Here is a 16,611-nt window from a genome sequence, read left to right on the forward strand (position 1 = left end):
GACCTGCCATGACCGCTCTCGCCCCTGCCCAGCTCAAAACCATCGAACAACGTCTGCTGTGGCTGTCGCATTGGATGATCCACAACGCCAACCACATCCGGCCCAAGGTGGACGGGATCAAGGTGGGCGGGCATCAGGCGTCTTCGGCCTCCATGGTGTCGATCATGACGGCGCTTTATTTCAGCGCCCTGCGGCCCGAGGACCGGGTGGCGGTCAAACCCCATGCCTCCCCGATCTTCCACGCGATGCAATATCTGATGGGCAATCAGACCCGCGAAAAGATGGAAAACTTCCGCGGATTTCAGGGCGTGCAGAGCTACCCCAGCCGGACCAAGGACATCGACGACGTGGATTTCTCCACCGGATCGGTGGGTCTTGGCGTGGCAGTGACTTCCTTCGCCTCATTGGTGCAGGACTACATCACCGCGAAGGTTTGGGGCGCGGATGTCGATCTGGGCCGCATGGTGGCGCTGGTGGGCGATGCGGAACTCGACGAGGGCAATATTTATGAGGCCCTGCAAGAGGGTTGGAAGAACGATCTGCGCAACACATGGTGGATCATCGACTACAACCGCCAATCGCTCGACGGGGTGGTGCGTGAAGGGCTGTTCAAACGGATCGAGCAGATTTTCGACGCCTTCGGCTGGGATGTGGTCAAGGTGAAATACGGCGCCCTGCAACGCGCCGCCTTTGACGAGCCGGGCGGCGACAAGCTGCGCGACTGGATCGACAATTGCCCCAACCAACTTTACTCGGCGCTGACCTATCAGGGCGGCGCGGTCTGGCGCGAGCGGCTGATGGAGGCGCTTGGCGATCAGGGCGATGTCACAGCACTGATCGACGCGCGCAGCGATGACGAACTGGCCGAACTGATGGAGAACCTCGGCGGCAACTGCGTTGAGACCATGGCCGAGACCTTTGCCGCCATCGACCACGACCGCCCGGTCTGTTTTCTGGCCTACACGATCAAGGGCTGGGGCACGCCGATCGCGGGGCACAAGGACAACCACGGCGGGCTGATGACCAAAAGTCAGATGGCCGATTGGCAGAAACACATGGGAGTGAATGAGGGCGCGGAATGGGAGAAATTCGCCACCGTCGACGACCCCGATGCCCTGCAAGCTGCGCTCGACCGCGTGCCGTTTTTTGCCAAGGGCCGCCGCCGCTACGGTGACGCGACCCTGCCGGTGCCGCAGATCGAACTTTCCAGCGACCGCGAGATTTCCACGCAAATGGCCTTTGGCAAGATCCTCGACGATCTGTCGAAAGGCGACAGCGATCTGGCCGCGCGTATCGTCACCATGTCCCCCGACGTGACCGGCACCACGAACCTCGGCCCGTGGGTGAACCGGCGCAAGCTGTTCGCGCGCAGCGAACAGGCCGACACTTTCATCAACGAGAAAATCCCCTCCACCGCGAAATGGGAGTTCACCCCCGAGGGCCAGCATATCGAGCTTGGCATCGCCGAGATGAACCTCTTTCTGCTCTTGGGTGTGGCGGGTCTGTCGCATTCGCTCTTTGGCAAGCGGGTCATTCCCATCGGCACGGTCTACGACCCCTTCGTCGCCCGCGGCTTGGATGCGTTGAACTATGCCTGCTATCAAGATGCGCGCTTTATGATTGTCGGCACGCCGTCGGGCGTGACGCTCGCCCCCGAAGGCGGCGCGCATCAGTCCATCGGCACGCCGCTGATCGGGATGAGCCAAGACGGGTTGGCGAGCTTCGAGCCCGCCTTTGCCGATGAGTTGGCCGTCATCATGCAGTGGGCCTTCGATTATCTGCAAAAGGACGGCGAAGGCGACCCTGACGAGCGCACGTGGCTGCGCGATGAGACCGGCGGCTCGGTCTATCTCCGGCTCACCACCAATCCCATCGAACAGCCCGGCAAGCGGGTCGACGAGGACTTCCGCCAAGGCGCCATCGACGGGGCCTATTGGCTGCGCAAGCCGGGGCCGAACTGCGACGTGGTGATCGCCTATCAAGGCGCGGTGGCGCCCGAAGCGATCAAAGCGGCGGGCAACATCGCCGAAGGCCGCCGCGATGTCGGCGTACTGGCGGTGACCTCTGCCGACCGTCTGAACGCGGGCTGGACAGCCGCGCAACGCGCCCGCGCGCGGGGCAATGCGGCGGCGGAAAGCCATATCGAGACGCTGCTGGGGCAGCTCCCGCGCGACTGCAAGCTGATCACGGTGATCGACGGGCATCCGGCAACGCTTTCGTGGCTGGGCTCGGTCGTTGGGCACCAGACCGTGCCGCTTGGGGTTGAGCACTTCGGCCAGACCGGCACCATTGCCGACCTTTATCGCCACTTCGGGATCGACGCGCGGTCGATCGTGGAAAAGGTGCAGGGGCTGACCCCGGGCCGCCAGATGCTGCACCGGGTTGCGGGCTAGACGCCCTCCCCCCGGATCGAAAGGACCGACATGACCTATTCCCTTGCCATTCACGGCGGTGCCGGAACCATCCTCAAGGAAAACATCACCCCCGAGCAGGAGGCCGCCTATCACGACGCCCTCGCCCGCGCGCTGGAGGCGGGCGAAGCCATCCTGCGCGAATGGGGCAGCGCGATGGACGCGGTCGAAGCGGCGGTCTGCGCGCTGGAGGATGAGCCCCTGTTCAACGCAGGGCGCGGCGCGGTCTATACCTCGGAAGGCGCGCAGGAGATGGACGCCGCCGTGATGGACGGGCGCGACCGCAGGGCGGGATCGGTCGCCGGTGTCTTTGGCCCGAAGAACCCGGTGAAACTGGCCCGCGCGGTGATGGAGCGGACCGAGCATGTCACGCTCATTGGCCCCAACGCACTCGAGATCGCGCGGCAAGCGGGGCTTGAATTCGGCGACCGCAACTACTTTTTCACCCAGTCCCGCTGGGACGCGTTGCAAGAGACGCTTGCGATGCGGGCGCGCGGCGAAGTCTCGGACGATCCGGCGCGGCGGCATGGCACCGTGGGGGCCGTGGCGCGCGATGTTGCAGGAAATATAGCCGCCGCCACCTCAACAGGGGGCATGACCGCCAAGGCCCCGGGCCGCGTCGGCGACACGCCGATGATCGGCGCGGGCACATTCGCCGATAACGCAACCTGCGCGGTCTCGGCCACCGGACATGGAGAGGTCTTTATCCGCTGGAACGCGGCGGGCGAAATCGCCGCACGCATGCGACACGCGGGCGAAGACCTTGCCACCGCCGCCGATCATGTGGTGATGCAGGATCTGGCCCCCAACGACGGGTCGGGCGGGGTCATCGCCGTGGACGGTGCGGGCAATATCGCCATACCGTTCAATTCCCAAGGGATGTACCGCGGCTCGGTGCGGCAAGGCAGCGCCCCCGAAACCAACATCTACTGAGCGGCCCCGCCCTTCGGTTGCCCTCCTGCCACTGCGGGCAGGACAAATGCGGCCCGTTGAGGGCCACCCGCCATCTAAATCTTGACATTTAGCCCCCTCCCTTTGATTGACGGTCAAACGAACTTGACGGGAGAGGGGACAAGGTGCGTTTTTTAGCAGCAATTGCCAGAGTTATCTGCGCGGTGAACTTATTCATCGGCAATCTCTTCTCATGGCTCGCACTCGGCATCGTGTTGGTCTGTTTCACCGTGGTCGTGCAGCGCTATCTTTTCGCGATCAGCTTCGTTTGGATGCAAGATCTCTATATTTGGCTAAACGGCGCGATGTTCACCGCCGTTGCGGGCTTTGCCCTGCTGCGCGACGACCATGTGCGGGTCGATATCTTTTACCGCCCCGCCACGATGGCACGCCGCGCGCTGATCGACCTGATCGGCGTGGTCGTTTTTCTGCTGCCCTTCTGCTGGATCGTTTACACCTATTCGATGCCCTTCGTGACACGCGCATGGGGTTATCAAGAAGGGTCCGCCAATGTGGGCGGCATGCCGGGGCTTTATATTCTCAAGGCCTTCATCATCGGCTTTGCATTTCTACTCGCAATTCAAGGGATTGCATGGATCATCCGCTCCATCCTCGTGCTCAGCGGCAATGCTGAGCTGGTGCCCAAATCCATGCAATACAGCCGGGACCAAATCCCCGCAGACCACCCGCAGGGAGCCGTTTGATGGATCCGATTTTGATCGGCGAAATGCTCGCCGCGCTAATGTTTTTTGGCGTTATCGGCTTTTTGCTCTTGGGCTTTCCGGTCGCCTTCACGCTTGCTGGTGTGTCGTTGCTCTTTGGATTGGTCGGCATCGGCTTTGGCGTCTTCGACCCATCGAACTTCGGCTCTCTGCCGAACCGTTACATCGGCTTCATGACCAACGAAGTCTTGGTCGCCGTGCCGCTATTTATCTTCATGGGGGTGATGCTGGAGCGCAGTCAGATCGCCGAGCAACTGCTGATGACCATGGGCAAACTCTTTGGCAATATGCGCGGCGGGCTTGGCTTTTCGGTCGTGATCGTGGGTGCGATGCTGGCCGCCTCAACCGGTGTGGTTGGCGCGACGGTTGTGACCATGGGGCTGATCTCTCTGCCTGCCATGTTGCGGGCAGGCTATGATCCAAAGCTTGCCACCGGCGTCATCTGCGCGAGCGGGACACTGGGCCAGATCATTCCACCGTCGACCGTTTTGATCTTCATGGGCGACATGCTCGCGGGCATCAACTCGCAAGTGCAGATGGCCAAGGGGAACTTTGCGCCATCGCCCGTGTCGGTCGGCGACCTTTTCGCCGGGGCGCTTTTGCCGGGCATCCTACTGGTGTCGCTTTACATGGGCTATGTCCTGTTCAAGGCCGTGACTGCGCCTGCCTCCTGCCCTGCGACACCCGTTCCTGCGGATGAAAAAGGCCAGCTTCTGCGGGACTTCTTTGTGGCGCTGGTGCCGCCGCTCTTGCTGATCCTTGCCGTTCTCGGTTCGATCCTCGGCGGTATTGCGACACCGACCGAGGCGGCTTCGGTCGGGGCCGTTGGCGCGATGGTCTTGGCAGCGTTGCGCTGGCGCCTGTCCTTCCGCATTCTGCGCGAGACGATGATCGCAACAGCGACAATCACCAGCATGGTCTTCATCATTCTGCTGGGGGCCTCGGTGTTCTCCATCGTGTTCCGCATGATGGGCGGCGACAATCTGGTGCATGAGTTCCTGAGCAACCTGCCCGGCGGCCCCTTGGCGGCGGTGGCGGTGGTGATGATCATCATGTTCTTCCTCGGGTTCATCCTTGATACCTTTGAGATCATCTTCATCGTGATCCCGATCACCGCGCCCGTGCTTTTGATGCTGGACATTGATCCGATCTGGCTGGGCGTGCTGGTGGGGGTGAACTTGCAGACCTCCTTCCTCACGCCGCCCTTCGGCTTTGCGCTGTTCTATTTGCGCGGGGTGGCTCCGGCGGATCTGCCGACCAGTGCGATCTACAAAGGCATTCTGCCGTTTGTGATGTTGCAGGTGGTGGCGATTGCGATCCTCTTCGCCTTCCCGCAGATCGTGACGTGGTTGCCGAAGTTGATCGCCGGGTAAGACGGCGTTTTTCTAGAGCAAAGGCCCGGTGGAAACGCTGGGCCTTTTGCGTTTAAGCGCTAAGGGCATCGCCCTCCCTGGTGGGCGATCTGGACGTGGGAAAGTAGCTGATGCCGTGCTTTCTCGCAAACCAATCCGGCTGGTGAAAGGTCGCAAAATCGCCCTCCGGGGGGAGGAAGGGCGATGCCCTCAAATAAAAAGGCCCGGCGTTTCCACCGGGCCTTTCCACATTCCTGAACGCGAAGCTTAGTACTTCAAGAACTTCTGACGCGCCTGAACGTAGGGGCTGTCGATGTTCTCGGTCCGGGTGCGGACGAGGTTCAGCGCTTCGACAAAGCTGTCGGCGGTCTTCTTGACCAGCGGATCGTCGCTGTTGCGCAGCTCTTCGACCACTTCGACCGACGCCTTGGCACCGGCTTCCATGATGTCGTCGGGGAAGTTGCGCACGGTCACGCCATGCTCTTCCTGCAGCGTCTTCAGCGCACGAGGATCGTTGGCGTAGAAGTCAGCGGCAACCTGATCGTATTCCGCCTGGCTCACGTCACGGATGATCGCCTGCAGGTTCTCGGGCAGTTCCTGATACTTCTTCTTGTCGACGACAAGCTCTGTCGCCAGACCCGATTCCACGAAGGACGGCATGTAGTAGTTCTTAGCAACCTGATGGAAGCCGAGCGCCAGATCGTTGTAGGGGCCAACGAATTCCGCGGCATCGAGTGTGCCCGACTGCAGCGCCTGGAAAATCTCGCCCGCGGCCATGTTGGTCACGGTTGCGCCAAGCTTCTCCCACACGCGGCCACCAAGGCCCGGCGTCCGGAAGCGTACACCTTTAACGTCGTCGAGACTCTTCAGCTCATCACGGAACCAACCACCCGTCTGCGTGCCGGTGTTGCCCGACAAGAAGCCCTGAACGCCGAACTGGTCATAGATCTCATCCCAGATTTCCTGACCGCCCATATAGCGCATCCAAGCTGTCAGCTCGGGCGTGGTCATGCCGTAAGGAACGCCGGTGAAGAACGACAGTGCCGGCGATTTGTTCTGCCAGTAATAGGCCGCGCCGTGGCTCATCTCGGCGGTACCGTCGATCACGGCATCGAGCGACTGCAGCGGCGGCACCATTTCACCGGCGGAGAAGACCTGAATGGTCAGCTCGCCACCCGAGGCGGCGGTGATCCGGTCGGCCAGACGCTGCGCGCCGACACCCAGACCGGGGAAGTTTTTGGGCCAAGTGGTGACCATGCGCCACGTGATGTTGCCCTGCGCAATAGCGGGCGCTGCAAGTGTCGTGGCGGCGGCACCTGCCCCCATCACACCAGCTTTGCGAATAAATGAACGACGATCCATGTTTTTCCTCCCAAACGGATATTTGCTAAGCCTCCCCCGACGTCGATGCGGAGGGCTCTGCGCAGCAGATAATCGTCGCTTTTCGAAAATGTCCATGGCTTAGGCAAATTGAAACCTCTCCTTCTGGACAAACTCTCCCCACGCCGCATACGTAGTGCTACTTAAAGCAGCATTATTATTGGTCTTTTGCCTTGTTTTTGGCAGAAAGGCCAATAATGTGCGAGCTGCCAGGGAGGGCTCAGATCTTGATAAAATTCATCGACCAGATGAACGAATTCGTCGGGCGTATCGTGTCGGTCGTCGCCGTCATTTTCGCCGCAATCATCATCTATGACGTTTTCATGCGCTATGCGCTGAATGACCCGACCCGCTGGGCTTTTGACGTTACGAAACAGTTATATGGCTTTTATTTCGTGATGCTGGGCGGCTATGCGCTGCGTCATCAAGCCCATGTGCGGGTCGATCTGATCACCGAAACCCTTGCCCCCACCCTGCGACGCTGGGTCGAAGCGGCGGGCTATGTGATCTTTTTCTTCCCCTTCGCGTGGATCTTCACCACCCGCTCTTATGAATTCGCCATGCGCTCTTATGCTCAGGGCGAGACGACCTATGGCTCGGTGCAGCTGCCGGTCTATCCGCTGAAAATGGCCATGGCGCTCGCCGCTGGTTTGCTGTTGCTGCAAGGTGTGGCGGAATTTTTGAAACTCGTACTTAACCGTCAGGAACTGCCCCGTGACGCCTGAACTCATTGCACTCACCATGTTTGGCCTGCTGTTGCTGGGCCTTTTCATGGGCCACCCGCTGGCCTTCGTTCTGGGCGGCACCGCCGTTTTGGGCGCTGTCATCGCTGGCAAGCCCATGGTGCTGGGCATCGTCATCAACCGGATTTTCGGCGATGTGCTCGACAACTTCACGCTGATCGCGATTCCGCTGTTCATCTTGATGGCGCGGTTCCTGTCCGATTCGGGCGTGACGGATAAGATGTTCGAATCGCTTCGGCTTTTGATGTCGAACATCCGCGGCGGTCTGGCGCTGGCGGTGGTCTTCATCTCGATCCTGCTGGCCGCCACCACCGGCATCATCGGCGCGTCGATCACCGTGATGGGCGTGATGGCCCTGCGCCCGATGCTGCAATATGGCTACAGCCCGACACTGACCACCGGCGTCATCGCGGCCTCCGGCTGTCTGGGCATTCTGATCCCGCCGTCGATCATGTTGATCCTTATGGCCTCCTATTCGCCCCTGTCGGTGGGCGAGCTTTTCGCCGGTGCGATGGTGCCGGGCGTGGTGCTGGGGCTGCTCTATGCGGTGTGGGTCTTTATCGTGGCCGTGGTGCGGCCGGATATGGCCCCGGCGGTTGAGCCGGATGAGAAGATCTCTAAACCCGCGCTTGTGCGTATGCTGCTGATCGAAGCCGTGCCGCCGCTGGTGCTGATCCTTGGCATCCTCGGCTCGCTTCTGGCGGGCATCGCCACGGCGACCGAAGCCTCGGCCATTGGCGCGGCGCTGGCGCTGGTCATCGTGATCATGCGGCGCAAGTTCACTTGGGCCAGCTTTTACGGCGCGATGCTGGAAACGGGCCGCACCTCGGCGATGATCTTGTTTATCGTTGTGGGCGCCACCGCTTTCACCGGCGTGTTCAACATCACCGGGGGTCTGCGCGCCACGCAAGAGATCATCCGCAACCTCGATATGGCCCCTTGGATGCTGATCGCGATGATGATGTTCATCGTCTTCATCCTCGGTGCATTCCTTGATTGGACCGGCATTGTGCTGCTGTCTTTCCCGATCTTCCTGCCCATCGTGCAGGAGATGGACGTGAGCCTGTTGTGGTTCGTCGTCCTGATGTCGGTGGTTTTGCAGACGTCCTTCCTCACCCCGCCCTTTGGATATGCGCTATTCTACCTGCGCGCCATTGCGCCGCGCGAGGTCAAGACGTCGCATATCATCGTCGGTGTGCTGCCGTTCATCGGGTTGATCCTGATGATGTGCGTGGCCATCGCCCTGTTCCCGCAGCTTGTCACTTGGCTGCCGGAAACGCTCTATACAAAATAAATCAACGGAGGAGAGAATATTATGAAATTGAAATCAACACTTGCCGGTCTGGCACTCTGCGCTGGCTTTGGCACGCAGGCCGCGGCCCAAGACAACTGGACCATGACCACCACATGGCCCACTTCGCTGGAACTGATCGAGATCGACAAACACTTCGTTGATCTGGCCAACAAGCTGACTGGCGAAGACCTGACCATCGAATTCTTCGAAGGCGGCTCCCTCGTGCCCGCAGGCGAAGTTTTCGGCGCGGTTGAATCGAACACCGTGCAGGCTGGCGCCGACTGGCCCGGTTACTGGGCTGGCCGCAACTCTGCCTTCTCGCCGCTGGCGACCACGGCGAGCCTGTTCAACGCGGTTGATTACGTCAACTGGATCGAACAATGGGGCGGCAAAGAACTCTATAACGAGATCTACGGCAAGTTCGGCATGGTCTATCTGCCCTACGGCGTGACCAACAACGAATCCGGTTTCCGCACCAACGAGCAGATCGTTACGCTGGAAGACCTCAAGGGCAAGCGTCTGCGTCTGTCGGGTCTTGAGCAAGGCCGTCTGTTGGAGAAACTGGGTGGCTCTCAGGTCTCCATGGCCGGTGGCGAAATCTACCAGTCGCTTGAGCGCGGCGTGATTGATGGTGCCGAATTCTCGACCCCCAACGTCGACTTCTCGGGCGGTTTCCAGCAGGTCACCAAATACTGGGCGACACCGGGCTGGCACCAGTCGGCGTCGATCTTCGGTGTGATGATCAACAAAGGCGCGTGGGACGCGCTGTCGGACGAAACCCGCGAAGCGCTTGAAATCGCGGCACAGGCTAACCTCGTCTGGTCGCTCTCCTTCACCGAGAAGCGCGCGACCGAAGCCTATCAGCAGTTCCTCGATGCGGGCATCGAGATCAACCGCTACGACGATGAAACGCTGGCCACCGTTCAGGAAATGGCCAACGAAACCATCGAAGAAACCGCCTGTGAGAACCCCGATTCCGCAAAGGTTTACCTGAGCCAGTTGGAGTATCTGAACGACTACGCCAAATGGCGTGACGCCTCGGCGCCGTTCAACTTGGGCCGCACGCCCAACGGTCCGGACATCGAAAAAATCCGCGCCTGCGCGGAGTGATCTGAGCCTATCGGTTCTAACGGAAAGGCCCGCCAAATGGCGGGCCTTTTTACGTTTTCGGGGGCTTAGTCTGTACCGAGACAGAATTAACCCCGCTCAGCCGGGACTACAGTTCAAGAATGCCTGCGACCTCTTGCGCTAGCGCGCGGACTTCATCCGCGGCAGGGCCGGACTTTTTCGCCTCGACCACACCCAGACCCCGGCCAAGGGCATCGGCGTAGATCACTCTGTTGGCCAGCGACGCGTCAAGCCGCCCGGCCCCAAGCTCGGCCACCGACTTGGCCACGTCATCGCCGACCCGCGTGCCGGCGCGGGTGCGGTTCATCACGATATGCGTCGGTTTCTGCGCCCGCTCGGCCAAATCCAATACGTCATGGGTTGCCCAGACATCGGCCTGACTGGCCGATACCGGCACCAGCACCAGATCCGAGTCGCGCAGGACCCAACGCACATCGCTATCCGCCTTTGGGGGCGTATCGATGAGAATGACATCAGCCTCGTTGCCGACCGTCCGGATGGCGCGGGATATCCCATAGGGGGTCGCCGTGGCGAACTTCAGTTTTGGATCAAGCCCAAGCATCTCTTCGCGAATGTCGAGCCACTTGCCAAGGCTGCCTTGAGGGTCCGTATCCAACAGGCCCACGCTTTTGCCCGCTGCCAAATAGGCAATCGCCAAGTTCGAAACGAGGGTGGTCTTGCCTGCCCCACCCTTTTGTTGGGCTACACAGATAATCCGGGCGCTCATTTGCCAAGCCTTCAATAGGTTCTCTGCACCGCAGCATAACGGGCCAAGCCGGTAAAAGCGACAAATACCTCGCGACAGGCGCGCGGCACCCGCCTAGCCCTCGACACGCTTGAGAAACTTTTGCAATCGCGCATCCTTGGGCGCGCTGAAAATCTCAGATGGCGGGCCGCTCTCAACAATCTTGCCGCCGTCCATAAAGATCACCCGATCCGCGATCTCGCGGGCGAACTGCATCTCATGGGTCACGATCAGCATGGTTTGCTTGCGCTCTGCCACCGCGCGCATCAGGTCCAGCACCTCACCGACCCATTCAGGATCAAGCGCGGATGTCGGCTCATCGAACAGCATCAGCTCGGCCCCAAGCGCCATCGCGCGACCGATGCCGACACGTTGCTGCTGCCCGCCGGACAGCGCCGCGGGGAAACTGTCGGCCTTGTCGGCCAATCCGGTCTCGGCCAAGACCGAAAGCGCGCGCTGCTCGGCCTCATCCTTGGGGCGCTTTTGCACGGTGACAAGCGCCTCCATGATGTTCTCTTTCGCCGTCTTGTTGGCGAACAAGGCGTAGTTCTGAAACACCATCGCAGTCCGACGGCGCAGCGCCAGAATGTCGGCCTTGCGCACCTTCGCGGCGTCAACCGTCACATCGCCGATGCGAATGGTCCCCGCCTGCGGCACGTCGAGGAAGTTGAGACAGCGCAGCAGGGTCGATTTGCCCGTGCCGGAGGGGCCGATGACAACCACGCGCTCGCCTTCCGCAATCTGCAAATCAATGCCATTGAGGACCGGCGCGCCGCCGAAATGTTTGGTCAGGCCAGTGATATCAATCATCGGACGAACGCCTTGTTTAGATAGGTTTCAAGCCGCTTTTGCATCTGGCTAAGCGCTTCGACAATGACCCAATAGATCATCGCCACAACGAGATAGGCCTCGAAGTAGAGAAAGCTGCCCGCCGCCTCTTTCTGGGCTGCGCCCATCATTTCGGTCACGCCAAGAGTAAATGCCAGCGAGGTGCCTTTGATCATGTCGATGAAATAATTGACCAATGTGGGCGCGGCGATCCGGGCGGCCTGTGGCAGGATGATGCGCCACATCATCTGGCCTTGGGTCATGCCGATGGATTGCGCGGCCTCCCATTGGCTGCGGTCGACCCCCATGATCGCGGCGCGGATGCTCTCGGCCATATAGGCCGAGAAATGCAAGGTCAGGCCCATGATGGCGGCGGTCACGCCGTTGATATCCGACAGGAATGACAGCACCTGCGGCAGGCCAAAGTAGAACAGAAACAACTGCACCAGCAGCGGCGTGCCGCGGAAAAAGCTGATGAAGACGATCACGAACCAGTCGAGAACAGGCACTTTGGCCACCCGTTCGACAGCCAAAAGCGAGGCGAGGATGAGTGCACAGACCATCCCCGCCACCGCCATGAACAAAGTTAACGGTACATAGCCCAATATGACGGGCACCAGCCCCAGCATGTAGTCAAGGTCTAGCGCCCGCATGGGTTACTCCGCTTTGGTGATGTCAGTGCCGAACCATTTGTCCGAGATTTCGGTCAGTGTACCGTCTTCGCGCAGGGACTCCAGTGCGGTGTCGACACGGTCCCGCAGGGCGCGGCCTTCGTCATTGTCTTGGAACGGCAGCGCGTTGCGGATTTCGGAGAACGGCTTGCCTGCCAGTTGCAGCGGCAGGGGGCTCTCCTGAATCAGCTGGGCAGAGGAAACCCGGTCCATCACGAATGCATCCACCCGGCCAAGCGCGGTGTCTTGGGCGATGTTGGACTCATAGGTCTTGATCTCGATCTCATCTGCAAAGTCGAGTTCGTTCAAAAGCTGCTCGAAGTTCGAGCCGAGGTTGACCGCAACGGTTTTACCGCGCAGGTCTTCGACGCCACCGATCTCTTCGTTGCCCTCTTTGGTCACGACCTGCGCGCCATCAAATACGTAAGGCGCGGTAAAGGCGAACTTTTCCTCACGCTCTGGCGTGATGGTGATCTGGTTGGCGATCGTGTCGATGCGGCCTGCGTCCAGCGCGCCGATCAGGCCGGAAAAGGCCATGGTTTCGAATTCAACCTCAAAGCCCGCCTCTTCGCCGACAGCATTCATCACGTCGACTTCGAAACCCTGAAGCACGTCCTGCTTAACGAAGGTGAAGGGGAAATAGCCGCCCGACATGCCCACGCGGAGCGTTTCATTGTCTTGGGCGAAGGCTGCGGTGCCAGAAACCGCGGCGAGCACGGTGGCGGTAACGATCTGTTTCAGCATTGAATTTACTCCTGTAACGCTTGAGCATCAGATGTCACCGGGCGCCGCCCGCTTCAACACCATTGCTGAAACAGGAACGTTTGACGGGCGGGATGGGTTAAGATGGAATGGGAGCTTTGGCCATCGGGTATGCGCGGGTCGAATTTCCTACTGTGGCCCCAGAGGCAGAACAGAATTCCCAAAAGGCAGGATTGATTCCTCAGCTGCGGGACGGATATGCGCAATTTACATAGCTTTGCGCCCCTCAAAGCGCGTCGATATCCAGCCCCTCAGCGGCCCAAGCGGCAAGCTTGCGGTCGACAGTTTTGCGAGAGACACCCAAACGCCGCGCGGCCTCGGCCCGGTTGCCGCCCGAAAGATCAAGAATGTGCAGCATGTGGCGCTGTGTGACCAGTTCAAGATCCTCGATTGCCCTTGGCCCATCGACGGTGCCATGGCCCGCAAAGGCTTCGGGCAGGCTGCCGAGGATGACCGAGCGTTCGATCAAATTTCGCAATTCTCGTACATTGCCCGGCCAATCGTAGCGCCGCAGTTTCAGCAATGTCTCGGCATCCAACCGCAGCGCGGGCATGCCAAGCGCGGTCGAGAATTGCTGCATGAACATCGCCGCCAGTTCGACGATATCATCCGAGCGGTCCTTGAGCGGCGGCATCGCGACTTCGACAACATTCATCCGGTGATAAAGGTCTGCGCGGAAACGCCCCTCCTCCACCGCTTTGGGCAAATCGGCATTTGTGGCGAAAAGGAACCGCAGGCTCAGCGGAATTTCCCGCTCGGCCCCTTCGGGCCGGATGCGTTGATCTTCCAGTACTCGCAACAAAGCCGCCTGCAACTGCTCCGGCATCTGCGCCACTTCATCAAGGAACAGCGTGCCGCCATCGGCCAAAAGGAACAGCCCCGGCTGTAGGGTTTCGTTCCCCTCCACCGCACCGAAGAGTTCAGGCACGATCCGATCCGGCGTAATGGCGGCGCAGTTGACCGCAACGAAAGGATGGTCGGCGCGGTCAGACATCTGGTGCAGTTGCCGCGCGGCCAACTCCTTGCCGGTGCCGCTGGCCCCAGTGAAAAGCACCGGCGTCGGGACCGGGGCAAGCCGGTTCAGCATCCCGCGCACCTTCGACAGGGCCTCGGACTTGCCAAGCATCTGCACCGCTGCCCCGCCCTGCAATTCACGCCGCAACAGCGTGTTGTCGCGGCGCAGGTTCTTGCGGTCGAGCGTGCGGGAAACGGCGCCGAGGATTTGGTTCGCCCGGAAGGGTTTCAGCACGAAATCACTGACGCCCGCGCGCAGCGCGGCGATGGCGGTTTCCAGATCGGCATAGGCGGTGATCAGAACCGTGTCGGCGTAAAACCCTTTGCGGCGCTGCTCGACCACCCATTCCAGCCCGGTTTTGCCGGGCATGACATTGTCCAGAACGACCACATCGAAATGCGCCTCGTCCAAGAGTTTGGTGGCCTCTGCAGGCGACGCGGCCTGTGCCACGCGCTTGACACGCGGCTCCAAAATCTTGGTCAGGAAATGGCGCATTCCCGGTTCGTCGTCGATCACAAGGATCGACGCGCCCTCGAGCGTGCCGCCGTATTCATCGCCTGCCGCCATGATATGCCTCTTCGGTGTCAGTCCAACCGGACGTTTTCACCTGAATAGACCTCAGCCGAGGAAAAGCCTATCTCATGCAGTCCGAAATAGGCCACAACGCCGATCACCGCGACGCCCAGAAACCCTGCCAGCATGGCTTTCATTGCGCGTATCCTTTTACCTGAACGCCGCCCATCATTCTGCGGGGGTCCGCTTGTCATCTTTGACCTCATCAAGCCAGAGCGAATGGTGCTGCTCGGCCCAACGTTCATCAACCTCGCCGTTGCCCATGGCGTCAAAGGCGCCTTCCATACCGAGTGTCCCGATATAGATGTGCCCCAAGATCACCGCCATCATCAGAAAGCCGATGATCGCGTGCCAAAGCTGGGCATATTGCATTTCCGCATGGGGCGTCAGATCGCCCTGAAGCGGGCCAAGGCCTGCGGCCTCGGCCATGCCGATGTCATTGATAAGGTTGAACGTATGCCCGAAAAGCTGGATCTCGAAGGGAAACAGCAGCGACAGCCCCGAGAGCGAGACCGAGAAGCCCAGCAGGATCACGGCCCAAAAGACGATCTTTTGCCCGAAGTTAAACTTTTTCGCGGGCGGGTGTTTGTCGCCGATGAAACCGCCGCCTTGCTTGATCCAAACCCAATCGGTCTTGTTCGGGATATTGTGCCAAATCCACATCACAAAGACCATGACGAGCGCAATCATAAAGGCCCATGACACGTTGTTGTGGATGAACTTGGACCCGGTCAGCAGCACCGAGTTGAATTCATGCCCCAAGAGCGGAATGACCACCTTGCGGCCAAAGAGCGTGGCCAACCCCGTCAGGGCAAGCAGGATGAAAGACCCGGCCAGCATCCAATGGGCAAACCGTTCGATCGCTTTGAAACGGGTTATGGTACGCCCGACCTTGCCGCCTTCGATGCGGATCCGCCCCCGCAGGAGATAGAATAGCAAGAGCACGGCCAGCGTCCCGGCAAGAAGCCAAGCGCCGTAGGTTGCCAGCGGCCCTTCGCGGAATTGCTGCCACCACATGCCGTTGTCTTGCACCAAGACGCGGCCGGTCTTGTTCATCGTGCTGACGCGCACGGGCAATTCGTTATAGCGGATGCCGCGCCACAGGTCCGGGTCCGAGCGCCCGCCAAGCGGGCCAAGGCCCGGCACCGTTGCGGCGTCGCCGCCCAGATTGTTGCGCCGGAACCCGTCGTCAATCTCGGCCCCGTTTTGGCGGCGTTCGATGTCGGCCAGGTTCTGCGCGCCGCCGGTGTTGGCGCGGTCAATGGCCGAGGGGGTCGCGTTCTCGGGCAGGCGCACGTCCTGCGCCGTGGCGCTGACCGGCAGCGCGGCCAAGGCGAGAATGAAAAGAGCCATCAGGTGGCGCAGCATGGGAAATCCCCCGGCTAGACAGATATGGAGAAAAGGGGCGACCCGGTCAGGCCGCCCCGAAAGCCGTTACTGGCCTTTTTGCTCGTAAGCCGTGCCCCAGCCCCAAGCGCCGGAGCCAAAGCCGCGCGCGACAACACGCTCGCGGTAGATGTCGGAGACCATGTCCCCGTCACCGGCCAGAAGCGCCTTGGTCGAACACATCTCGGCGCAGATTGGCAGTTTGCCTTCCGCGATCCGGTTGCGGCCGTACTTCTGGAACTCCGCCTGAGAGTGGTTTTCCTCGGGGCCACCGGCGCAGAAGGTACATTTGTCCATCTTGCCGCGGCTGCCGAAGTTGCCAGCCTGCGGATACTGCGGCGCGCCGAAGGGGCAGGCGTAGAAGCAGTAACCGCAACCAATGCAGAGGTCCTTGGAGTGCAGGACGATGCCATCGTCGGTCTGGTAGAAACAATCCACCGGGCAGACCGCCATACAGGGCGCGTCCGAGCAGTGCATACAGGCGACCGAGATCGAGCGTTCGCCCGGTTGGCCGTCTTGAATGGTTACCACGCGGCGGCGGTTGATGCCCCAAGGGACTTCGTGTTCGTTCTTACAAGCCGTTACACATGCGTTGCATTCAATGCAGCGCTCGGCATCGCAGAGAAACTTTGCTCTTGCCATTCTCTTGT

16 protein-coding genes are annotated in these 16,611 nt (G+C 60.6%); 7 read left to right on the top strand and 9 right to left on the bottom strand.

The genetic code is table 11. The features are described 5' to 3' along the window. Positions 1 to 8 precede the first annotated feature (8 nt). The 4 genes from K3762_RS17695 to K3762_RS17710 all read left to right on the top strand — a co-directional run bounded on the left by K3762_RS17695 (position 9) and on the right by K3762_RS17710 (position 5,457). The gene (locus K3762_RS17695; RefSeq protein WP_260012981.1) at positions 9 to 2,393 is read left to right on the top strand and encodes a transketolase-like TK C-terminal-containing protein; all 2,385 of its coding nucleotides are present in this window, start codon (positions 9 to 11) and stop codon (positions 2,391 to 2,393) included. 30 nt (positions 2,394 to 2,423) lie between these two features. Beyond that, a complete protein-coding gene (locus K3762_RS17700; RefSeq protein ID WP_132445448.1) occupies positions 2,424 to 3,344 on the top strand; it encodes an isoaspartyl peptidase/L-asparaginase family protein in 921 nt (306 codons plus the stop codon). Between the two features lie 143 nt (positions 3,345 to 3,487). Further along, positions 3,488 to 4,066, top strand: coding sequence for a TRAP transporter small permease subunit (locus tag K3762_RS17705; protein WP_067622577.1), 579 nt, complete (start codon positions 3,488 to 3,490; stop codon positions 4,064 to 4,066). Next, positions 4,066 to 5,457, top strand: a complete 1,392-nt coding sequence (locus K3762_RS17710) for a TRAP transporter large permease subunit (RefSeq protein WP_132445445.1) — start codon at positions 4,066 to 4,068, stop codon at positions 5,455 to 5,457. The genes K3762_RS17705 and K3762_RS17710 overlap by 1 nt, the downstream gene beginning before the upstream one ends. Before the next feature lie 246 nt (positions 5,458 to 5,703). On the opposite strand, the gene K3762_RS17715 is transcribed toward K3762_RS17710, so the two are convergent. Beyond that, on the bottom strand, positions 5,704 to 6,798 hold the full coding sequence (locus K3762_RS17715; protein ID WP_067622572.1) for a TRAP transporter substrate-binding protein: 1,095 nt from the start codon (positions 6,796 to 6,798) through the stop codon (positions 5,704 to 5,706). 242 nt (positions 6,799 to 7,040) lie between these two features. On the opposite strand from K3762_RS17715, the gene K3762_RS17720 reads away from it, so the two are divergent. From K3762_RS17720 to dctP, 3 genes are read left to right on the top strand one after another with little or no spacing between them, the layout of a single operon-like run. After that, complete coding sequence (locus tag K3762_RS17720; protein WP_067936149.1) at positions 7,041 to 7,541, top strand: TRAP transporter small permease subunit; 501 nt, start codon at positions 7,041 to 7,043, stop codon at positions 7,539 to 7,541. After that, on the top strand, positions 7,531 to 8,853 hold the full coding sequence (locus K3762_RS17725) for a TRAP transporter large permease subunit (protein ID WP_205570937.1): 1,323 nt from the start codon (positions 7,531 to 7,533) through the stop codon (positions 8,851 to 8,853). Before K3762_RS17720 ends, K3762_RS17725 begins: the two co-directional genes overlap by 11 nt. Positions 8,854 to 8,874: 21 nt before the next feature. After that, a complete protein-coding gene (gene dctP, locus K3762_RS17730) occupies positions 8,875 to 9,963 on the top strand; it encodes a TRAP transporter substrate-binding protein DctP (protein ID WP_067941242.1) in 1,089 nt (362 codons plus the stop codon). 106 nt (positions 9,964 to 10,069) lie between these two features. Here dctP and parA read toward each other — a convergent pair whose 3' ends face one another. The 8 genes from parA to fdh3B form a co-directional block, all read right to left on the bottom strand. After that, positions 10,070 to 10,708: a ParA family partition ATPase gene (parA, locus tag K3762_RS17735; protein WP_132445442.1), complete on the bottom strand. Its 639-nt coding sequence runs from the start codon at positions 10,706 to 10,708 to the stop codon at positions 10,070 to 10,072. Between the two features lie 93 nt (positions 10,709 to 10,801). Continuing rightward, positions 10,802 to 11,536 (bottom strand): amino acid ABC transporter ATP-binding protein, encoded by a 735-nt coding sequence (locus K3762_RS17740; protein ID WP_132445439.1) that lies wholly within the window; start codon positions 11,534 to 11,536, stop codon positions 10,802 to 10,804. Then, positions 11,533 to 12,207, bottom strand: a complete 675-nt coding sequence (locus K3762_RS17745) for an amino acid ABC transporter permease (RefSeq protein ID WP_120352433.1) — start codon at positions 12,205 to 12,207, stop codon at positions 11,533 to 11,535. Before K3762_RS17745 ends, K3762_RS17740 begins: the two co-directional genes overlap by 4 nt. Positions 12,208 to 12,210: 3 nt before the next feature. Continuing rightward, on the bottom strand, positions 12,211 to 12,969 hold the full coding sequence (locus K3762_RS17750) for an amino acid ABC transporter substrate-binding protein (RefSeq protein WP_120352434.1): 759 nt from the start codon (positions 12,967 to 12,969) through the stop codon (positions 12,211 to 12,213). A gap of 244 nt (positions 12,970 to 13,213) precedes the next feature. After that, complete coding sequence (locus tag K3762_RS17755; protein ID WP_120352435.1) at positions 13,214 to 14,569, bottom strand: sigma-54 dependent transcriptional regulator; 1,356 nt, start codon at positions 14,567 to 14,569, stop codon at positions 13,214 to 13,216. A gap of 17 nt (positions 14,570 to 14,586) precedes the next feature. Then, positions 14,587 to 14,712 (bottom strand): hypothetical protein, encoded by a 126-nt coding sequence (locus K3762_RS17760; protein WP_259950196.1) that lies wholly within the window; start codon positions 14,710 to 14,712, stop codon positions 14,587 to 14,589. A 31-nt stretch (positions 14,713 to 14,743) separates the two neighbouring features. After that, positions 14,744 to 15,943: a formate dehydrogenase subunit gamma gene (locus tag K3762_RS17765; protein ID WP_132445436.1), complete on the bottom strand. Its 1,200-nt coding sequence runs from the start codon at positions 15,941 to 15,943 to the stop codon at positions 14,744 to 14,746. A 66-nt stretch (positions 15,944 to 16,009) separates the two neighbouring features. Then, positions 16,010 to 16,603 (bottom strand): formate dehydrogenase FDH3 subunit beta, encoded by a 594-nt coding sequence (fdh3B, locus tag K3762_RS17770; protein WP_067266580.1) that lies wholly within the window; start codon positions 16,601 to 16,603, stop codon positions 16,010 to 16,012. Between the last annotated feature and the right edge of the window lie 8 nt (positions 16,604 to 16,611).

Source organism: Sulfitobacter sp. W074, from assembly GCF_025142275.1.
In the GTDB taxonomy this organism is placed as follows: Bacteria; Pseudomonadota; Alphaproteobacteria; order Rhodobacterales; family Rhodobacteraceae; genus Sulfitobacter; species Sulfitobacter profundi.